Below are 19,123 nucleotides of genomic sequence, written 5' to 3'. Positions count from 1 at the left end.
CGTACATGACTACTTTCAAAATAAAGGAGAGATCTTATTTAATATATTGTTTTTAGAAGTCTCTAAGTAGTATACACGTGATATGCAAGTATAAAAGCAGGCTATACCTGTTAAACGTTTCTTTGAATCAAAGAGTAAAGTACAGAATCAGTCAAGGTAAGAGACTCTTTGCCATTTCGATTAGCTTAGAGTTCTCTACGTTGATAATAGTAATCGGTTTGTGAATTCCTTAGGTATTCTGATTCCTGTCTGTTATATTTCACAGCAAGTGGTAAACAGATGGCATGTGTTAGGGATAACAATCCAAATAGGAGTGTAGCATTCAGTATCCATTCATCATTACGGTGCAGCCAGCTTATCGGTATTGGCAAATTCAATTGATTGAAGATCCATAATGCTAAAGAAATGAAGAAGGGTAGATAATATAAACTTCCATTGATATGTATTTGGCGGAACTGTCGCTTTGGATTACTTGGATGGAGCTTTTTGACTTGATAAGTGTAATAGCTAATATAGAAAACTCCACTAATAAAGTAAAAGACGAATAAGAGAACCCATTCAATTATGGAGTGATATTTAATGATATATATATTTACAAGAATAAATAGCAAGAAGGTTAATGGGAATAAAACTAAAAAGAGTAATTGAGGTATCAAAAGTTTTAACTTCATGAAATTGCACCTCTTGGAATTTTTTAAACCAGATCAGTTTCGATTTTTTACCACTATATTTAACCTTAACTACGATAGTTGCCTAGCTATTCATGTGCTGCAGTTGCTGATCAATTAACCGAATTATAAACTCACATTCTTCTATTTCAAATTGATTCTGCTCTTCCTGAAATTGTTTTAAACAAAAGACGGCATGCTTACGCCATTTTATGAGATCATCATATGAACAACGTTGGATTTCCATACGAACATGTTCACGGTGCATAAGTTGATTCACTCCAATATGAAATAAGAGGTTGCTCTATCTATGGAGAAAAAAATCATGTACTACCTTCGAAAACAACCTAAAATTAAGATATCCTAGCTAGATGTTATCATGAAAAGAGGTAAATGGAAAATGAAATAGATTTAACAATTTCCCCCTAAGAAAATCTTTGGGGAAATTTTGTGTAAAGGGTGGGCTTCTTATATTTTACTTTTCGAAAACGTCAAGCATGAAGAACAATAAGTACCTTTTTATGGTTAAACAAAGGGACTTTGTCAGGAAAATATGTTAAAATAATATATCCATTTTCAATAATTGGTAAATGAGGTTCTATTATGAAGAGGTGAGCTGATGACAGTCTTATTAACTCCAAGAATGAAATTACGTCCTTTTAGGCTCGAAGATGCTCCAGAAGTAAAACAATTAGCGGGGATATGGGACGTAGCTAATACTACAGCGAGGATTCCTTATCCCTATCCAGATGGGGAAGCAGAGAGATGGATTCAATCATTAGAAGAGAGTGATAACTATACATTTGCCATGGTATCCCAAGCTGACGAACATTTAATCGGAAGTATTAGTTTAACGATACGAAATCATGGAATTGCCGAGTTAGGTTACTGGATCGGAAAGCCTTTTTGGGGTAATAGATATGCAACTGAAGCAGCTCATGAAATTCTTCGTTTTGGATTTGAGGATTTAAAGTTACATCGAATTGAAGCACAAGCATTATCTCGAAATACAGGTTCATTGCGTGTACTAGAAAAAGTAGGATTTTTGCAAGAAGGTCTGTTAAGGGACTATCATTATCGGTTTGAGAAGTATGAAGACATCATTCAGTTTGGTTTATTAGCATGGGAGTGGAAATTAAAAAAACATAGTTCATAGCCGTCTCTTTATAAAGAGGCGGTTTTTTTTATGAGGGTGTTCAATTAAGTAGAGAGATCACCTTTTAGTGTTGACACATTTTATTCAAATATAGTAAAATTCCCATAACAATACTCAAGTAACCTAATAGGAATTGTCATATTTAATAAAGTCCTATATAACAAGCACTCATCATAAGCGAATTATTTTTTTGCATTTAATTCATAGTAAAATAATAGGTATTATATGTATTGGGAGGGTGGGCTGAGCATGCAGCGTCTGATCGTATTAGCACTGGTAGGGTTTGCTGCACAGTTGGTAGATGGTGCACTTGGTATGGCTTATGGAGTTACTTCTACATCGCTTTTATTGATTGCTGGGGTAGCACCTGCGGCTGCATCAGCCTCCGTGCATCTGGCAGAGGTTGTGACAACTGCTGCATCTGGAATTTCACATATTAAATTTGGAAATGTCGATAGACGTGTAGTACTTCGTTTAATTATTCCTGGATCGATAGGAGCTTTTTTAGGTGCATGTTTTGTTAGCTATTTGCCAGGGGATGTAGTAAAGCCCTATATTTCGACTTTTTTACTTTTACTTGGAGCTTATGTGCTTTTTCGCTTTTTGTTGGTTAAGCAGGCAACAAGGGAACCGAAAGTAGATACTTCTAATAGAAAAAAGCCCTTATCCAAAAAAGAAGGCCGCTTTCTTTCTTCATTAGGTTTGGTGGCAGGATTTGTCGATTCCACAGGAGGCGGTGGTTGGGGCCCGCTAACAACCCCGATTTTACTTACCAAAAAGAATGCAGAAGCACGAAAAGTCGTGGGAACGGTAGATACAAGTGAGTTTGCGATCGCTGTATCATCAACTCTGGGCTTCCTAATTACACTTGGTTGGGAGCAGATTCATTGGGATTGGGTAATTGCGTTAATGATTGGTGGTATCATCGCTGCTCCGATTGCAGCTTGGTTAGTAAAGTGGATCCCATCTCGTATCTTAGGTGTCCTCGTTGGCGGATTGATTATTTTTACCAATTTGAAAAATATATTTAAGTCTTTTAAGTTGATCCCAGCAAGTATTCATAATGAAATTTATATTATTTTCACCATATTGTGGGCTGTTGCTGTGGGTTATAGCATTATTAAACAAGTCAAAGAGTCAAAAATTCGAAAAGGTGTATCCGCTTTATAGAGATGAATGATGTCGATTTACATAATAAAGGATCATAGTGAAGGCACTTCACCATATGACCGATGATGTCGAGCAGAGAGATGATTGAATGGATGATTTGTATAGGAGGGGGAGTGAAGTGGAAGCTGTACTTTTTATAGGACATGGTAGCAGAGTATCTAAAGCTAATAAGGAATTATTACTTTTTACTAAGAAAGTAGCTCTGCAACTGGATGCACCCATCATCGAAACTTGTTTTTTAGAATGGGTATCACCAAATATTCCACAGGGTATCGATCGTTGTGTTAGACGAGGAGCTAAGCGAATCAGACTGCTTCCGATCATGCTTTTCGCAGCAGGTCATGCCAAAGTAGATATACCGCAAGCGATAGCAAAAGCACACCAAAAATACCCCCATATTCAATTTGACTATGGTCAGCCTATCGGTTCGGACAAAGGAATGTTACCAATACTGATGAATCAGCTGTATTTGGTACAACCGTATCCTAGTAAGCAAACGGCAGTTTTGATTGTAGGTCGAGGATCTAGTGACTTGGATGCTAATAGTGAATTATATAAAATAGCTCGGATGTTTTGGGAAAAAAGCGCAGTGCAGTGGGTGGAAGTAGCTTATTACGGCGTAACTTATCCAAGTTTTGAAGAAGGAATTGAGCGGTGTATTACTTTAGGAGCGAAAGAAGTCATTATTCTACCATATTTATTATTCACGGGGGTGATCATGAGGCGAATGAAAGAGAAACTGGAAATACAAAAAAAGAAGGTTCCGTCTATTTCACTACAGATGTGCCATTATCTCGGTGCGGATGATCTATTAGTTGATGTATTCTCCAATCGGTTGAATCAGATGGAACTACCTAATCAGGTAGAACCAATGAAATACCCTTATTTTTGGCAATACGCTTTATATCAGTAATTTAGAACTTTGTTATAAAGGAGTAGATGAAATTGGCTAAACAATGGGCATGGGCTGAACAAGCTGATCAATTAAATCAAGTGGAACGATTGAAACTAGAACAAGATGGATTAGACATTATTAACGATATCATCCATATCTATGCAAAAGAGGGATTTTCTTCAATTCCAGAGGAGAAGTTTAGTTTATTTAAATGGGCTGGCGTTTATCAACAAAGACCGAAGTCAGATGGGTACTTTATGTTACGTATACGTATCCCAAGTGGATTACTTACGAGCCAGCAAGCACGGGTATTAGCTTCTCTATCCCAAGATTATGGTAGAGGGCTGATTGATGTAACCACACGTCAAGCCGTGCAATATCATTGGCTCCAAATTGAAAATTTTCCAGACATATTTAAGCGATTAGGTGAAGTAGGCTTATATTCATGGGAAGCGTGTGGAGACTGCCCGCGAACCATCGTAGGTAATGCTTTAGCTGGAATTGACCCCAATGAGCTTATTGATACACGACCCATTGTTGCAGAATTAGAAAAGGCTTTTCTATTAAATCGGGAATTTTCCAATCTCCCACGTAAGTACAAAATTTCGATCTCATCTAGCATATATAATCCAGGAAATGCTCAAATTAACGATTTATCCTTTACCCCTGCAGTGAAAGAAATTGATGGAGAAGAAGTAATTGGGTTCCATGTTTGGGTAGGGGGTGGTTTATCAAATCGTCCCCATTTGGCAAAACAGCTTAATATTTTTGTACGTCCCGAACAAGTAGTTGAAGTAGCAAAGGGAATTACGGAAGTTTTCCGCGACCATGGTTATCGAGAAAAACGACATAAGGCACGGCTGAAGTTTTTAGTAGCGGACTGGGGAGTTGATAAATTTCTCGAAGTGCTAACAGAAATTATCGGTCCCTATCCAACACGTGGAATGGATAAAACAGTAGGTTGGAATGCGGGTTATTTTAATGGTGTACACCGTCAAAAACAAGATGGTTATTATTATGTCGGATTAAACATTCCAGTCGGTCGAACATCAGCAGAAGAGTTTTTCCAACTTGCTGATCTTGCTGATCAATATGGGTCCGGAAGCTTACGAACAGTCAATACACAAAATATCATTATCCCTGATGTTCCTAAGGATCAATTGGATGAACTACTGAAAGAACCATTATTACAACGTTTAACTCCTCAACCAAAGCCTTTTACAGGCTATGCTGTTTCATGTACGGGTATTGAATTTTGTAACTTAGCACTTACAGAAACCAAAGAACTAATGCGACGTACTGCTGAATTTTTGGATCAAGAAATTGAAATCGACCAGCCCATCCGTTTACATGTGAACGGTTGCCCAAACTCTTGTGGACAACAGCAAATTGCGGATATTGGACTATTGGGTGGAAAGATGCGTACAAAAGAGGGGATGGTTGAAGCTTATACCATCTCGATCGGTGGACATTTACATGGTGATGGTCAATTTAATACACAACTAAAAGGACGTGTAAAGTCAGATGATGTGCCTCATGTGTTAAAAGGATTGGTTTTACTTTTTAAGGAACAAAAGCAGTCCAATGAGACATTTACTCAGTTTATGGAACGTGTGGGGGTAGAGCCTTTCCAAGAGCGCTTAGATTATCTATTAAATCAGGAGGTTTCTGGATGAGCCAGCAAGAGTTATATCTCTATCGCATACAGGTAGAAGGGGAAGAAAAAACATTTCATCTTGTTGTAGTAGCTTCCTCAGATGAAAAAGCATTTGATACAGCTGAAAAAGAGTTAGAACGATATATGCTGGTAAGTCCAAAGGTGAAAGAATGGTTGCTATTGGAGAAGAAACGTATTCGGTCAGGCGCAGGCTATGTGATTGATCCAACTGTATAAAAAAGGGAGGAGATTTTATGGGACAAAATCTAAAGAACGATTTACTCATAGAGGATTTACAACAAGCAGCTATAGACTTCAAAGATGAACATCCTACTGAGATTATTCGGTGGGGAATCGATCGTTTAGGTGCTTCAGCTTTTACACTTGCTTGTAGCTTTGGTTACGAAGATGTAGCATTGGTTGATATGTTACTGAAAGTAGATCCTGATGTCGATATTTTTTATTTAGATACGGATCTCCATTTTTCTGAAACCTACGAAATTCGTGATCGTTTACACGAATATTTTCAAAAGGAATTTACTCGTGTATCACCAGTGCTCTCTCTTAAACAACAAGCAACAGAACATGGAGAGAAACTGTGGGAGAAAAGTCCTGATATCTGCTGTCGAATTAGAAAGGTAGAGCCGCTTCGAAACTATTTACAAGGATTTGAAGGATGGATTACTGGAATTCGCCGCGAGCAATCTCCGACCCGTGCCAATACAGAGGTGATCGAGTATGATCAGACTTTTGGCTTAGTGAAGATCAATCCACTTGCCTTTTGGGATACAAAGCAGGTTTGGAATTATATCTACGAACATCAAATTCCTTATAACCCTCTGCATGACCAGAATTATCCAAGTATTGGTTGTTTCCCCTGTACACGTCCTGTTCGTCCAGGCGAAGATCCACGGGCTGGTCGGTGGGCTGGAACACAAAAGATAGAGTGTGGACTGCATAATACACCGCTGGAATCGAAATAGATAGAAAAAGAAAGGGAGTTTTTACATGGTTACACCACATGGAGGTACATTGGTGCATCGTGTACTTGATGGAGAACAAAGAGAAAAGTGGCTGGAGAAAGTATCCGATTTTCCTTCTATTACTGTTTCTGATGTAACTTGCGCTGATTTAGTTTGCATAGCGACCGGAATTTTTTCTCCATTAACAGGTTTTATGAACGAGCAAGATTATCGTTCGGTTCGTGACTATATGCGACTAAAAGATGGTACAGTTTGGAGTATTCCTATTACCTTACCTGTTCCAGAAGAGCAGGAAGAAATCATTCGCCATGCAGAATATCTGACCTTGAAGGATTCTCAAGGTCTTATCCTCGCAGTGGTTCAAGTCGAAAGTGTGTATGATGTCGATCTTGGCGAAGAAGCTAAAAAGGTATTTGGAACTGATGACAAAAACCATCCAGGCGTAGCTCGTCTGGATGGTCAAAGTTCATTATATGTAGGTGGAGCAGTTTGGCTCTTAAATCGCCCGAATTTTGGTGTGTTTGCGAAGCATTACTATGATCCAGTGGTAACACGCAAAATATTTGCCGAAAGAGGCTGGAATAAGGTTGTTGGCTTTCAAACTCGTAACCCTGTTCATCGAGCACATGAGTATATTCAAAAATCAGCTTTAGAAACGGTTGATGGTCTATTTTTGCATCCGCTCGTAGGTGCGACTAAAGCTGATGATATACCAGCAGATGTAAGACTTAAAAGTTATGAAGTTATATTGAGAGAATATTATCCTACAGAACGTGTATTTCTAGGAGTTTTCCCAGCAGCAATGCGTTATGCAGGACCTAGGGAAGCTATATTTCACGCACTTGCACGGAAAAATTATGGTTGTACCCACTTTATCGTAGGGAGAGATCATGCTGGTGTAGGCGATTATTACGGAACCTATGATGCTCAGAAGATTTTTGATCAGTTTACAGCAGAAGAATTAGGAATTACTCCTCTATTTTTCGAGCATAGCTTTTATTGTAAGAAGTGTGCAGGAATGGCTTCATATAAAACATGTCCACATCCTTCAGAGAATCATGTCATTTTATCAGGCACTAAAGTACGGAAAATGCTTTATGCAGGAGAAATGCCACCGCCTGAATTCTCACGTCCTGAAGTGATTCAAGTCCTTATTAATGGTTTACGGGAAAAACAGACCGTTTTTTAGAAAGCTAGATCATCCATGAATTTAAAAATATAGAAGGAAGTTTAATATGAAAGAATGGGTTTCTCTTAGGATATGAGTGAAAGAGAAACCCATTTTTTATCAGTAATAATAGTAGAAGAAACGACTATTAACTAATTACTTTGACTTTTCCTTAATGCTTGATCTAAGTCTTCGATAATATCTTGAACTGCTTCGAGTCCAACGGATAGACGGACAAGCTCAGGTGAGACACCCGATGCACGCTGCTCTGCTTCTGTTAATTGCTGATGTGTCGTACTGGCTGGATGAATCACAAGCGATTTGGCATCTCCAATGTTAGCCAAATGAGAGAAAAGTTGGAGCTCATGAATCAATTTCTTACCTGCCTCATACCCGCCTTTAATCCCAAATGTAAGAATCGCACTTTGCCCATTCGGTAAATATTTCTGAGCCAACTCATAATTCGAATAACTTTCGAGCCCTGGATAGTTAACCCATTCGACATGGGGATGAGTCTCTAAGAATTTGGCAACTTGTAAAGCATTATGGCTATGACGCTCCATACGCAGATGTAATGTTTCCAGCCCTTGAAGGAGTAGAAAAGCATTAAATGGAGAAATAGCTGCTCCAACATCTCTTAATAATTGTAGACGAGCTTTCATGATAAAAGCGGAAGCACCAATATCTTTCGTATAAGAAAGTCCATGGTAACTGGGATCAGGTTCTGTAAAGTCGGGGAATTTATTTTCTTTCCAAGTGAATTGACCCGAATCAATTATAACACCCCCGATGGAAGTCCCGTGTCCACCGATAAACTTCGTGGCAGAGTGGACGACAATATCTGCACCAAATTGGATGGGTTGGAGAAGATAAGGAGATGCTACCGTATTATCGATGATGAGTGGAATTTCAGCTTCATGAGCAATCTTGGCAACTGCCTCGATATCTAATATATCCAACTTAGGATTCCCGAGGGCTTCAGCAAAAATAGCTTTGGTTCTACTTGTTAAGGCATGTTTAAAGTTTTCCGGATCACTCGAATCGACAAATTTGACTTGGATTCCTAACTTGGATAAAGTGTGATGAAATAGATTATAAGTTCCACCATATAAACTACTTGAAGCGATGATCTCATCTCCACTGTGCGCAAGGTTTAAGATCGCGTAAGTGGTGGCTGCTTGACCAGAACTAACAGCTAAAGCTCCAATTCCGCCTTCTAGTGCAGCGATACGTTGCTCAAGAACGTCCTGTGTTGGATTCATAATACGTGTATATATATTCCCAGGTTCAGCCAAAGAAAAAAGATTGGCTGCGTGCTCTGGAGAATCAAAAGTATAAGAAGAAGTTTGATAAATAGGAACGGCTCGAGAACGGGTGGTTGGGTCAGGCTCTTGTCCAGCGTGTAAAGCTAATGTTTCGGGATGCCATTTCTTCTGTTGATCCATGTAATCATCTCCTGTATATGTAATATATCGGGTTATAAAACATTAAATTCCCATCTGTTTAGTCAATATTAATCGAAAAGAAATCATAATTCAAGTAGGAAAATTCGTTCTATTAGTAGAGTAATGAAGCTAGAGGACCTGATCAATAGATCGATCATGATTAGTTTATCATAGATTTGTAATAGATAAGAATCTTTATTAATCAAGTAATATTCATTTGACTCAGAGAAGTAAGTGGGTAAGCGATAAGTGGTTAATTAAGAAACGATCTCAATGAATATATTAATTAACAAGTCAAAAGTTCATATTTTTGTGTCATGTTATGTGAAACATTTAACAATTGAATCTTTATAATAGTTGATGGGATGATATTATTTGGGAGAATACTTCCATTTTCCTAGAAGGGGATTCATTATGAAAATACTAGTATTAGTAGCCCATCCAGATTATGAACATTCAAGAGTAAGTCGCTGTTGGGTCGAAGAATTACGAAAAAGTCCTTATGTGACAGTACATAACCTACAAGCTATGTATCCAACTGGCCAGATCAATATCTATTATGAGCGTGAATTAATACTCCGACATGATCGGATCGTCTTTCAATTCCCGCTGTTATGGTTTCAACCTCCATCCATATTAAAGAAATGGCAAGATGAAGTATTAACTTATCTGTGGAATGGAAGCGAAGGAGATAAACTACGCGGTAAGGAGTTACTACTAGCAATGTCGATGGGAGCAAAAGAGGAAGATTATCAGCCTAATGGATTACATGCTCTAACCATGGAGGAGATTATTTGTCCCTATCAAGCATTAGCTCGTTTAATTGGTATGAACTTTTTACCTTCATTCCAATTTTACAATGCAGTTAACGCTACCCATCAAGAAATACAAGAAAGTGCCAAGCGTTATGTGGAGCATATTTTGGAAGTGAGCGCTACTCCTATTGCTTAACTTGATGAGTTAAAGCTTAATGGCAGTACCCGCTGAGCCGAACTCATAAACCTTCCCTAAAGTTGGGGAGGAATTTTTTGAAAAAATATCATGAATTATTGGATAATGGCTTAGGTCATGAATATAATAGACAATGAACTTCTTGACAATCCAATTTCATTATCATAGAATAGAATTGTTGCTAACTATATATGGGGCATTAGCTCAGCTGGGAGAGCGCTACACTGGCAGTGTAGAGGTCAGCGGTTCGAGCCCGCTATGCTCCACCAAATTGTCTACAGACATTTTTAAGACATCTGATCTTTATAGAAAGGGTGTCTTTTTTTGTGTTTAAATGAGTGGGTAAATCATATTTTTTCAAGTATGATACTAATTTCTGACTACTAGTCATAGGAATAGAATAATAAAGAAAATTTTTGTGAATAGCAGATAAACTTAAGTCGATATCACTGATAGTACTGACCGGGTTGTATTGATGGTCCTGAAATATGATTATATTAAAGATTTAAATTTGCCTAGTGAGCTTAATAGCAGCTGGAGTAACTAGAATGATAGGTGAATAGGATATTTAATATGATCAAAAATGATGAGTTAAACTTACTGAATAGTGTTTAAAAAATAGGGTCTGTCGTTTTGCAATATAGATTAGGTTATCATTTCGTTTTATGTTCAAAAAAACTACCTTGTTGTAGCAATATGCTTTTTGATAAACTTAATCCGGAGAAACAGGGATCTATAATCGAAGTGTTTGCGTAAACTAGGTGCACAGGATGACCTAGTAGAGAATGTCTGTAGTTTCTTCTCATCTCTGATCATAAAGCTGTACGAATGGTTGTAAGTGAAAAATCTTACTTGATAGATAAATGATGCTGTATTGATCAGATATGACTATTTGTAGAGCTTAAAGAAGCTATTGATTCGGGGAAAATTAGGATAATTGTGGGTGGTTGTAATTGGATGAATGTTTGCCGTTATAACTTAATGAAAGGCGCTTGCGGTATTTTATATGACTAAGCAATCCGGAGGTTATAAAGATGGAAAGCTGGATTATCGAATTTATGGAACGGTTTGGTTACTTTGGTGTTTTTCTAATGATCGCATTAGAAAACCTATTTCCACCTATCCCATCAGAAATTGTTCTATCTTTTGGTGGCTTTATGACTACGAAGTCTGATTTAACCATTACTGGTGTTGTGATCGCTTCGACTGTAGGTGCTGTTGTAGGAGCAATTATCCTTTACTATATTGGAAGATTGCTTGATTTAGAAGGTATGGAACGAATTGTTGATCGTTGGGGACATATACTCAGAACAAAGAGAGAGGATATTCATAAAGCGTACGGTTGGTTTGAAAAGTATGGGATCTGGACTGTATTTTTCTGTCGAATGGTTCCCATTGTACGTAGTTTGATCTCGATTCCTGCAGGTATGGCTAAAATGAACTTTCTTGTTTTTTTGTTTTTTACTACCATTGGATCACTTATTTGGAATTTGATCCTAGTAAATTTAGGTGCTGCACTCGGTGCACAATGGTCTAAGGTGATGGAGTATATCAGTATCTACCAGAATGTTGTGATCGTGATTATTGGTATATTGCTCGTTGTAGCAGGGATCTGGTATGTTCGCCGTCTTCGCTCTCAATAAACTTAATCTATAGTCATGCAGAAATGTCATAATCTTCATTGCAAAATTCCTTTATAGCAAATTTTGTGTTCGATTTTGGATATGTCTAGGACTATATCAGACTATCGACAATATAGATTTTCCTTTTCCGGTAAGGACTTTTGCTTGTTTTTTAACAACGAGAGTGAAACGGAAAAGGAAAACCACTAATTAGAAGAATGAGAGAAATCATGGCTTATGTGAAATTAGAAAAGCGAAACAATTTGAGAGATCAAGATATTGGGATAAGTTTTCCTTTCAGTAAAGGCGTGGCTAATAGTGCAATTGATTCGTATGAATTATTGCTCTTTTAGCCTTTTTTATTGACTTTAGGGACCAATTATTAAGATTGTTTGTGGGAATTTGTAAAAATTATCTCCATTCAGCATGTCACCATTGATACGGCAAAAAGGCATGTCTTTTGCAAGGGAAAAGAGATTCAACTCACCCCGCATGAATTTGATATCTTGGTTTTATTATCTCATAAGCCCGGTGTGGTATTTAGCTCAGAGTAAATTTATCAAGAAGTATGGAATGAGCCAATGATTATATCGAATAATACAGTGGTTGTGCATATTAGGAAGTTAAGAGAAAAAACCGAAATAGATACGAAAAACCCCGTATTAATTTTAATGGGGTATAAAGTGCAGCCGTAAGAAAATGGATAAGATAAGGTCATAGAAGGAAAACCCATCTCTTAGAGTGGAGTCGAATTAGATTAATTTAGCTTTCTCGTAGAACACCCCAAAGATTTGACTCTTCTAAAGTATAATGAAACCTTAGAGTTAGGAATGAATATTGTGATTATACCTTAATAAATTGTTAATTTATAAAAATGATAGGATTAAATATTGACTGTAATATAACAAGGTAAGTATAATAGACTTTATGTTAGTTTACCATTATTTGAATGAATCATAAGATATTTCTAAAGCTAGAAGTGAGTAGAAAGCATGAAAAATATTGTTTCAATCATTAGGAGGAGCTATATGAAAAAGCTTGGCCTACATATTTTAATTATAGCTATTTTACTTTTTTCATCAGCATGTAGTAGTAATCCACAAAGTTCACCTGATGCAGTTCTTACTGATATTATTAAAAAAGCCACTTCAGGTAATCTAACAGAGATTTATAAATTAGAATCGATGGTTGTATATACTAGTCCATATCGACAAGGATGGCTACAAAAGAATATTAAAAAGATATCAGGAAACCTTACCAAATCAAAGTTTATTAGGGAAGAAGTAAAATTATTAATAGCAGAAAATCCATATCGTCCGCAAACAGATACCTACAAGCATTATATTGTTAAGTTACCACTTGAAGAAGGATCTAAATTAGTAGCAAAGGGAGTTCCATCTAATGATATTCAAGAGTTAACAAATGGTGTATTGGTTGGTCTAGTTTCTTTAGATAATAAATGGTTCTTAGACCTTTCTTACAAAGATATGGGATCAGTCAGCTTTCAAAAAAGTTCTCCTCCAAATGCAGAGAACGAGATAAATTGGGAAGAAATAAAAGAGGAAATGGTGTTGCCAGCCTATTAGTTATCTAATGACAAAGATAGGGATTTACTGAGGGAATTAAGAGAGTTATAGAAGTAGATAATAAAGTAATGAAAAAAACCCCATCGATTTGGGGTTTTTTGTGCTTTTGAAGGGTCTTTTCAATTTTAACTAGAGTAGGGCAATTTCGGATTCACATTGCTCCTTTTTAAAGATCCAAGACCCCACAGGGTTGGAGGTGGTGAAATTTGCCTCACAGGCGGTTAATAATATAAGCACTAAAAAAGAATAAGAATAGTAATTTTCCTTATAATTTAGTCTCATAGTTAGTAGATGATAGTAAAGATCATCGAATAAAGCTCCAATATATTTTATAGGCAAGTATTCCAATCGTAGCTAATAAGAAGATAACTCCAAGGAAAATATTCAATTTCGAATTTCGTTTTTTTCCTTCTTCAAAGAAGTGATAGGTTAAAAAAATACATAGGAATAATCCGATTAAAGTGATAATGGGTATTAGCAACTCTAACATCTTAACACCTCTTTTCTGAGAAATTAATTAAAAGTTTCCCCGCATAAAATATAGATAAAGTACTATTAGACATTAATAAAACATGAAGATTTCGCACATAAAATAAGTAATTTAATACGACCCAGTTACATATTATTAATAATAATCTAGGTTTGATTTATATTGTATTTTGAATAAAAATCCCAAATTAGTCAATATGCAATGATCGAACTATTTCTATATTTGTGTTCCATTTTGTAAAGAAAGTTTAATCCAAGATGACAATGTTATATTTTATTTAAGGTAATATTATGTATTCATAACTATCATTTTATTTTATCTATAAATGAATATACTAACTTGAGTGATTTACGCTATATATCCAAAAAATAAACTCTTGACATTAATTTGATTAGTTTTTAGAATGGAAATATATATTCATATATATTGAATTGAAAGGATAGATCATAATGAGTAAATGGAATACAACTTGGATTTATTTACCGATCAACTGGAGAATTGATTGGAATGCATTCTTTAAGCGTTACTTTAAACCTAGAAAAACCGTTCGTAAAGTTACTAAGAAAAGAAGACACTATTGCTAAGTTATAGATAAAGATAGTTGAATAAAAATGAATGTAAAAAAAGAATGGTTTTCATTTAGAAAAACCATTCTTTTTTGTTATATCAATTTGTAATTCTTCTTGTTAAAAGCGAGTTCCCTTTTTATATTTAACTGATACAGAAGCGGTAAATAATTGAAGTACCTTTTTGAAAAATCCAATTGACTTTTCTATGCGCATTTTTAAACAGCCACCTTTCATTTGATTAGGAATGCTTCTTCTATATATTGATTTATCATAATGGTTGGTGATTGTAAACATTCATTTTGATAAATTATTAATGATCTGAATAATGAGTGGTTATTAGGGTTATTCGTTAAGATAAAAAGGTAAATTCTTTTTGCGAAAGGATTGTTTATGAAAAATAGAAAATAATCTAATTCCCTATTGGGGAATTAGATTAAAGTATACCTAATTAAGATTATTAAACGCTATATATTAGCTTTATAACTTATAGTATTGGGTATAACTATTTACGCTTATTGTAATGATTATTAGCACTCCATCCCCAGCCAAATCCACCTAGCCAGGTACGAGCTCTTCTCCCAAACCCACTATTCCAAAGACCTTTGCCTATTTTCCACAAGTTCCCTATCCACATAAATAAGCACCTCGCCATGTTAAAATTGGTTAAAACCTATTATTTGATGACTAAGCGAAATGCTAATTAAAGTATTGTTCATATACACTTGATGATAGTAAATAAGGTTTTGCTTAGGTAATATGCTTAGCCTTCTTAGTTAAATATAATATAAATTCATTATATAGTCAATAGTATAATTAATCAATAGATAATATATATTCACTAAATATAGAATATTATTATATTTTTTCTAAAGAATCTATCATATATAAATTCAAAAAAACTAAAAGAAGTCGCTAAACCTTATAGACTAGTTGCCAAATGAAATTTAGACGAAAGTTGAGTCAGAATAATGCATTGTGACAGAAAACAAATATAATATAATTGAGACATAATAGAGGGAGGATAAACTATAGTGAAAATATTTAGGCTAATACAAAATGAACATATGAAATTATTTAGTAAAATTGGGACTTGGGTGATGATTGGTATTCTCTTAATAGTTGCTGTTAGTATGGCTATAATTGGTAAAAAGGCATATGAGCCATATAAGAATCCTGAAAGATGGAAACAAGAAACAGCGGAGAAAAAAATTAAGATCGAAGAGGAAGTTGCCAAAGCGGAAGAAAAAGCAGCGAAGGAAGCTGAAGAGGGGAATGATAATGAAAATGTTAGTCCAGAGGATGAAGAACTTGCTATTAAACAAGGTGATCTAAAATACTACGAATATCGAATCAAACATAATATTAAAGAAAATGGGATTCAAACATATTTAATGACTTCCACAAATACCATGGCTGTTGTTGTAATAATGTCTATTATTATTAGTTCAAGTATAGTATCTAGTGAGTTTTCTATGGGTACTATTAAGTTATTAATGGTTAGACCTGTAAATAGAATTAAGATTTTACTATCTAAATATTTAACAACCGTTATGATGTTATGTTTATTTACTATCCTATTTATTGTATTTCATTTTATAGTAGGAGCCATATTCATAGGTTTTGACGGGATAGATGGAACCTTCCTGTATCTAAAAAAAGACAAAGTGGCGCAAACAGACTTTTTACCTTATCTAAGTGAAAAAATAATGTTTAATTTAATTATAGCTCTAGTTACAGCTTCTCTTGCATTTATGTTATCTACGGTCCTTCGTAGTTCTCCATTTGCTATGGCCTTAGCACTATTTGTTAGTTTACTAGGTCCTGACTTGAGTGGTTATTTGATTTCTAAGAAGTATACTTGGGCTAAATATGTTCTCTTTACCCATATGGATTTAAACTGGTATTTAGATGGACTTAAACCACCGCTTAAAGGAATTACGATTAATTTTTCTCTTACAATATTGGCGATCTACTACTTAGCTTTTCTTCTTACCGCTTTTATCACTTTTAAGAAAAGAGATATTTCTACTTAGGAGGACATCTCTATGAGTATAAAAACGAAAAATACAACTAAAAAAGCGAGTTCAAAAGTTAGCTCCAAAAAAAAAGGAAAAAATTCGACCCCAGCTTTGAAAATTATTAATTTAAAAAAAGAAGTTAAAGGGAAGCTACTAGTAAAAGGACTAGACTTTGAAATCAAAAGAGGCGAAGTTTTTGGTTTTCTGGGGCCCAACGGTGCAGGTAAAACGACGACAATACGGATGTTGGTTGGTTTAACCAATATATCTGAAGGTGATGTCTTTATTTGTGGTCATAGTATCAAAAAGGAATTTGAAAAAGCGATTGCACACGTGGGGTCGATTGTTGAAAACCCAGACTTATATAAGTTTTTAACTGGTTATCAGAATTTAAAGCATTTTGCACGGATGAATGATGTAGATAAAAAGAGAATTGATGAAGTTGTTGAATTAGTAGACTTGAAACATGCGATCCATTCAAAAGTGAAAACCTACTCTTTGGGAATGAGACAACGTTTAGGACTAGCTCAAGCTTTACTTCATCGCCCTTCCCTTCTGATCCTTGATGAGCCTACAAACGGTTTAGATCCTGCTGGTATTCATGAATTACGTAATCATTTACGCAAGCTAGCCCATGAAGAGAATTTAGCTGTTTTAGTTTCAAGTCACTTACTAACAGAGATGGAATTAATGTGTGATCGTGTAGCAATCATTCAAAAAGGTGAACTCATCCAGATTCAGAATGTAAAAGATTTTACTTCGAGCGATGATGAAGAACGTGAGGTAACTTTTGAAATAAAGCCGATTGATGTAGCTATACGTTTACTACAAGAGCATTTTCCGGATAAGGAATTTGTAACAGATAATAATAAATTGACACTGATGATCAAACACCAAGAGATTCCTAAAATCAATGCTTTACTAGTGACTTATGGTATTCATGTATATAATATTCAGCAAAATACGAAGTCCTTAGAAGAGAAATTCCTAGAGGTAACTGAAAAATAAATCTTAATACTTTAAAGTAAATGGGCTGACATTTGGGTTTTTCTAAGTCAGCCCATTTACTTTAAAGTATCTAACTGTAATAATTAATTAAGTTTATAACTCTTCTTTCTATTTAGGTATAAGGTTTATACTTGTAGTAGAGGAATTATCTTGGTAATATTTTTAAAGGAAATTGAAAACTAAATTTTCACTTAATCAAAAGTAAGGAGAATGAAGATGAAAAAATTATTGATAAGTATAGTGATTCTTGTCTTACTGGGGATTGCATCAATATATATACCCATTCCGGGATATATGGTTATTACACCTGGGGAAATGCTAAATACGAAAGAAATGATTCAAGTTGATCAAGGAACAAAATCAAAAGGTGACTACTATATCACGTCTTTTGAACAAGGTCCGGCAAATGCTATTTCCTATTTGTTTAGCTTTACGGGGATTATAAAAGTAGAGCCGATGCCACCATTAGATGAGCAAAAGATGGATGTAGAGAAAGGAAAGGCTGACTTAGAAAATTCTAAACTAAGTGCAATGACAGCTGCCATTCGTAAAGCTGGGAAAGATGTTAAGTATGAACATAAGGGATGGGAAGTACTCAAAGATGACACGAAATACGGCATAAAGAAGGGAGACTTGCTTCAAGCAATTGATGGGATATCACTCAAAAGCTCAGAAGAATTTTTCTTACCAGATTTAATAAAATACTATGAGAAGAAGAAGGTAGGAGATACAGTTACTTATCAGATCCTTCGTGGAGAAGAAACACTTGAAGTAAAAACAAAGTTAGTAGAACAAAATGGACAAAAAATAGATGACCTTAATCTTCGATTAAGCGTAAAGCAGAAAGCGGAGTTTCAATCTCCAGTTAAAGTAAATTTTAAAAAGTTAGATCTAGGTGGTCCCTCTGCAGGGTTAATGATGACATTGGACATTTTAGATGAGCTTTTACCAGAGGACTTAACCAAAGGAAATAAAATTGCAGGGACTGGGACCATTTCTGCGGATGGAAAAGTAGGAATCATTGGAGGCGAAAACTATAAGGTACTTAGTACAATAGATACTGGTGTTAAAGTGTTCTTCTGTCCGAAAGAAAATGCAAAGTTAGCTCAAGAGACTGTAAAGAAGTATGACATAAAAGTCAAGGTTGTTCCTGTAGCAACACTGGATGAAGCAGTGGAGTATTTGCGGAATATGAAATAAATGAAGGCGATTTACCAGGTTATACTTTTATAATCCCGTTATTATGAATACTCATCCTCCCTTTTAATTTATCCATCTCTTTTAAATTGACCCAATACTATAATTGAATTAAAATATAATTGTATTTGAATTACAATTAAAAATTGTAAGGGAATTGACTAGTCAAAGTGGATAAATATTAGACAAAAAATTAGAGTAATAGGGAGGGAATTTCATTGATCAAATTGGCTCTCAGAGGAGTAGCTTTGTTTGGATCATTTATTGGGTTAAGTACCTACTTTGGTTATAAGGCAAAAAAAGCTAGAAAGAAAAAATAACTAGTATATTTAAAATTGGTCTATGATCGTAGTTTTACAATTTTATCTAGTGAAATTAAATTCGTTGAGTCATAGTAGTAATAAGTAGCGGTCGCCATAGGAATGGGGCGACCGTTAGTTTTTTACATATGATTAGTTGTTCAATATTCAAAAATATGCTAACCTTAACAATGAAAATATACATAAAAAATAATTAATAATTAAACTACCATATCCATTT

General features: G+C 35.3%; 20 protein-coding genes and 1 tRNA gene. 16 read left to right on the top strand and 5 right to left on the bottom strand.

Annotated features, from left to right (window positions below; all coding sequences use genetic code 11):
* Positions 1-185 precede the first annotated feature (185 nt).
* Together DL897_RS08950 and DL897_RS08945 are read right to left on the bottom strand one after the other, a co-directional pair.
* On the bottom strand, positions 186-671 hold the full coding sequence (locus DL897_RS08950) for a hypothetical protein (RefSeq protein ID WP_113658812.1): 486 nt from the start codon (positions 669-671) through the stop codon (positions 186-188).
* Between the two features lie 82 nt (positions 672-753).
* Positions 754-936: a hypothetical protein gene (locus DL897_RS08945; RefSeq protein WP_113658811.1), complete on the bottom strand. Its 183-nt coding sequence runs from the start codon at positions 934-936 to the stop codon at positions 754-756.
* Positions 937-1,287: 351 nt separating this feature from the next.
* Between DL897_RS08945 and DL897_RS08940 the strand changes: the two genes are divergently transcribed.
* From DL897_RS08940 to sat, 7 genes are all read left to right on the top strand, one after another.
* Positions 1,288-1,824, top strand: a complete 537-nt coding sequence (locus DL897_RS08940) for a GNAT family N-acetyltransferase (RefSeq protein WP_113658810.1) — start codon at positions 1,288-1,290, stop codon at positions 1,822-1,824.
* A gap of 249 nt (positions 1,825-2,073) precedes the next feature.
* Entirely contained in the window at positions 2,074-2,994 is a 921-nt protein-coding gene (locus DL897_RS08935; protein ID WP_113658809.1) for a sulfite exporter TauE/SafE family protein, read from the top strand.
* Positions 2,995-3,112: 118 nt separating this feature from the next.
* Positions 3,113-3,907: a sirohydrochlorin chelatase gene (locus DL897_RS08930; RefSeq protein ID WP_168188731.1), complete on the top strand. Its 795-nt coding sequence runs from the start codon at positions 3,113-3,115 to the stop codon at positions 3,905-3,907.
* A gap of 32 nt (positions 3,908-3,939) precedes the next feature.
* Positions 3,940-5,565, top strand: coding sequence for a nitrite/sulfite reductase (locus DL897_RS08925; protein WP_113658807.1), 1,626 nt, complete (start codon positions 3,940-3,942; stop codon positions 5,563-5,565).
* Positions 5,562-5,783 (top strand): DUF3906 family protein, encoded by a 222-nt coding sequence (locus tag DL897_RS08920; RefSeq protein WP_113658806.1) that lies wholly within the window; start codon positions 5,562-5,564, stop codon positions 5,781-5,783. The genes DL897_RS08925 and DL897_RS08920 overlap by 4 nt, the downstream gene beginning before the upstream one ends.
* 17 nt (positions 5,784-5,800) lie before the next feature.
* Positions 5,801-6,529: a phosphoadenylyl-sulfate reductase gene (locus DL897_RS08915; protein ID WP_113658805.1), complete on the top strand. Its 729-nt coding sequence runs from the start codon at positions 5,801-5,803 to the stop codon at positions 6,527-6,529.
* 25 nt (positions 6,530-6,554) lie between these two features.
* On the top strand, positions 6,555-7,718 hold the full coding sequence (sat, locus tag DL897_RS08910) for a sulfate adenylyltransferase (RefSeq protein ID WP_113658804.1): 1,164 nt from the start codon (positions 6,555-6,557) through the stop codon (positions 7,716-7,718).
* A 131-nt stretch (positions 7,719-7,849) separates the two neighbouring features.
* Here the strand turns inward: sat and DL897_RS08905 are convergent, their stop codons facing one another.
* Positions 7,850-9,142, bottom strand: coding sequence for a homocysteine synthase (locus DL897_RS08905; RefSeq protein WP_113658803.1), 1,293 nt, complete (start codon positions 9,140-9,142; stop codon positions 7,850-7,852).
* A 414-nt stretch (positions 9,143-9,556) separates the two neighbouring features.
* Between DL897_RS08905 and DL897_RS08900 the strand changes: the two genes are divergently transcribed.
* From DL897_RS08900 to DL897_RS08880, 5 genes are all read left to right on the top strand, one after another.
* Entirely contained in the window at positions 9,557-10,093 is a 537-nt protein-coding gene (locus tag DL897_RS08900) for an NAD(P)H-dependent oxidoreductase (RefSeq protein WP_113658802.1), read from the top strand.
* A 193-nt stretch (positions 10,094-10,286) separates the two neighbouring features.
* A tRNA-Ala gene (locus DL897_RS08895) sits at positions 10,287-10,362 on the top strand.
* A 765-nt stretch (positions 10,363-11,127) separates the two neighbouring features.
* Positions 11,128-11,736, top strand: a complete 609-nt coding sequence (locus DL897_RS08890; protein ID WP_113658801.1) for a DedA family protein — start codon at positions 11,128-11,130, stop codon at positions 11,734-11,736.
* A 533-nt stretch (positions 11,737-12,269) separates the two neighbouring features.
* Positions 12,270-12,410 carry a winged helix-turn-helix domain-containing protein gene (locus tag DL897_RS18865; protein ID WP_276308577.1) on the top strand — a complete coding sequence of 47 codons (141 nt, stop codon included), beginning with the start codon at positions 12,270-12,272 and terminating at the stop codon, positions 12,408-12,410.
* Between the two features lie 333 nt (positions 12,411-12,743).
* Positions 12,744-13,301, top strand: coding sequence for a hypothetical protein (locus tag DL897_RS08880; RefSeq protein WP_113658800.1), 558 nt, complete (start codon positions 12,744-12,746; stop codon positions 13,299-13,301).
* Between the two features lie 304 nt (positions 13,302-13,605).
* Here DL897_RS08880 and DL897_RS08875 read toward each other — a convergent pair whose 3' ends face one another.
* Positions 13,606-13,791, bottom strand: coding sequence for a hypothetical protein (locus tag DL897_RS08875; RefSeq protein ID WP_113658799.1), 186 nt, complete (start codon positions 13,789-13,791; stop codon positions 13,606-13,608).
* A 449-nt stretch (positions 13,792-14,240) separates the two neighbouring features.
* On the opposite strand from DL897_RS08875, the gene DL897_RS18860 reads away from it, so the two are divergent.
* Positions 14,241-14,375, top strand: a complete 135-nt coding sequence (locus tag DL897_RS18860; RefSeq protein ID WP_276308573.1) for a hypothetical protein — start codon at positions 14,241-14,243, stop codon at positions 14,373-14,375.
* 487 nt (positions 14,376-14,862) lie between these two features.
* Here DL897_RS18860 and DL897_RS18855 read toward each other — a convergent pair whose 3' ends face one another.
* The gene (locus DL897_RS18855; protein WP_276308572.1) at positions 14,863-14,994 is read right to left on the bottom strand and encodes a hypothetical protein; all 132 of its coding nucleotides are present in this window, start codon (positions 14,992-14,994) and stop codon (positions 14,863-14,865) included.
* Between the two features lie 397 nt (positions 14,995-15,391).
* On the opposite strand from DL897_RS18855, the gene DL897_RS08870 reads away from it, so the two are divergent.
* The 3 genes from DL897_RS08870 (at position 15,392) to DL897_RS08860 (ending at position 18,586) form a co-directional block, all read left to right on the top strand.
* Positions 15,392-16,393 (top strand): ABC transporter permease, encoded by a 1,002-nt coding sequence (locus DL897_RS08870; RefSeq protein ID WP_113658798.1) that lies wholly within the window; start codon positions 15,392-15,394, stop codon positions 16,391-16,393.
* A 12-nt stretch (positions 16,394-16,405) separates the two neighbouring features.
* Positions 16,406-17,386 (top strand): ABC transporter ATP-binding protein, encoded by a 981-nt coding sequence (locus tag DL897_RS08865; RefSeq protein WP_113658797.1) that lies wholly within the window; start codon positions 16,406-16,408, stop codon positions 17,384-17,386.
* A gap of 216 nt (positions 17,387-17,602) precedes the next feature.
* Entirely contained in the window at positions 17,603-18,586 is a 984-nt protein-coding gene (locus tag DL897_RS08860; protein ID WP_168188730.1) for a S16 family serine protease, read from the top strand.
* The last annotated feature ends 537 nt before the right edge of the window (positions 18,587-19,123 follow it).

The sequence above is a fragment of the Thermoflavimicrobium daqui genome (assembly GCF_003313465.1).
Taxonomy (GTDB): Bacteria; Bacillota; Bacilli; order Thermoactinomycetales; family Thermoactinomycetaceae; genus Thermoflavimicrobium; species Thermoflavimicrobium daqui.
The sequence above is the reverse complement of the archived record's forward strand: the minus strand, read 5'-3'. Positions and strand labels throughout refer to the sequence as shown.

What these genes read in the sequence shown, in the direction of transcription:
- sat (WP_113658804.1), top strand. Translation starts at nt 6,555, where the DNA reads ATGGTTACACCACATGGAGGTACATTGGTGCATCGTGTACTTGATGGA.
- DL897_RS08945 (WP_113658811.1), bottom strand. Translation starts at nt 936, where the DNA reads ATGCACCGTGAACATGTTCGTATGGAAATCCAACGTTGTTCATATGAT.
- DL897_RS18855 (WP_276308572.1), bottom strand. Translation starts at nt 14,994, where the DNA reads ATGTGGATAGGGAACTTGTGGAAAATAGGCAAAGGTCTTTGGAATAGT.
- DL897_RS08865 (WP_113658797.1), top strand. Translation starts at nt 16,406, where the DNA reads ATGAGTATAAAAACGAAAAATACAACTAAAAAAGCGAGTTCAAAAGTT.
- DL897_RS08935 (WP_113658809.1), top strand. Translation starts at nt 2,074, where the DNA reads ATGCAGCGTCTGATCGTATTAGCACTGGTAGGGTTTGCTGCACAGTTG.
- DL897_RS08875 (WP_113658799.1), bottom strand. Translation starts at nt 13,791, where the DNA reads ATGTTAGAGTTGCTAATACCCATTATCACTTTAATCGGATTATTCCTA.
- DL897_RS08940 (WP_113658810.1), top strand. Translation starts at nt 1,288, where the DNA reads ATGACAGTCTTATTAACTCCAAGAATGAAATTACGTCCTTTTAGGCTC.
- DL897_RS08900 (WP_113658802.1), top strand. Translation starts at nt 9,557, where the DNA reads ATGAAAATACTAGTATTAGTAGCCCATCCAGATTATGAACATTCAAGA.
- DL897_RS08860 (WP_168188730.1), top strand. Translation starts at nt 17,603, where the DNA reads ATGAAAAAATTATTGATAAGTATAGTGATTCTTGTCTTACTGGGGATT.
- DL897_RS18860 (WP_276308573.1), top strand. Translation starts at nt 14,241, where the DNA reads ATGAGTAAATGGAATACAACTTGGATTTATTTACCGATCAACTGGAGA.
- DL897_RS08915 (WP_113658805.1), top strand. Translation starts at nt 5,801, where the DNA reads ATGGGACAAAATCTAAAGAACGATTTACTCATAGAGGATTTACAACAA.
- DL897_RS08920 (WP_113658806.1), top strand. Translation starts at nt 5,562, where the DNA reads ATGAGCCAGCAAGAGTTATATCTCTATCGCATACAGGTAGAAGGGGAA.
- DL897_RS08905 (WP_113658803.1), bottom strand. Translation starts at nt 9,142, where the DNA reads ATGGATCAACAGAAGAAATGGCATCCCGAAACATTAGCTTTACACGCT.
- DL897_RS08950 (WP_113658812.1), bottom strand. Translation starts at nt 671, where the DNA reads ATGAAGTTAAAACTTTTGATACCTCAATTACTCTTTTTAGTTTTATTC.
- DL897_RS08890 (WP_113658801.1), top strand. Translation starts at nt 11,128, where the DNA reads ATGGAAAGCTGGATTATCGAATTTATGGAACGGTTTGGTTACTTTGGT.
- DL897_RS08880 (WP_113658800.1), top strand. Translation starts at nt 12,744, where the DNA reads ATGAAAAAGCTTGGCCTACATATTTTAATTATAGCTATTTTACTTTTT.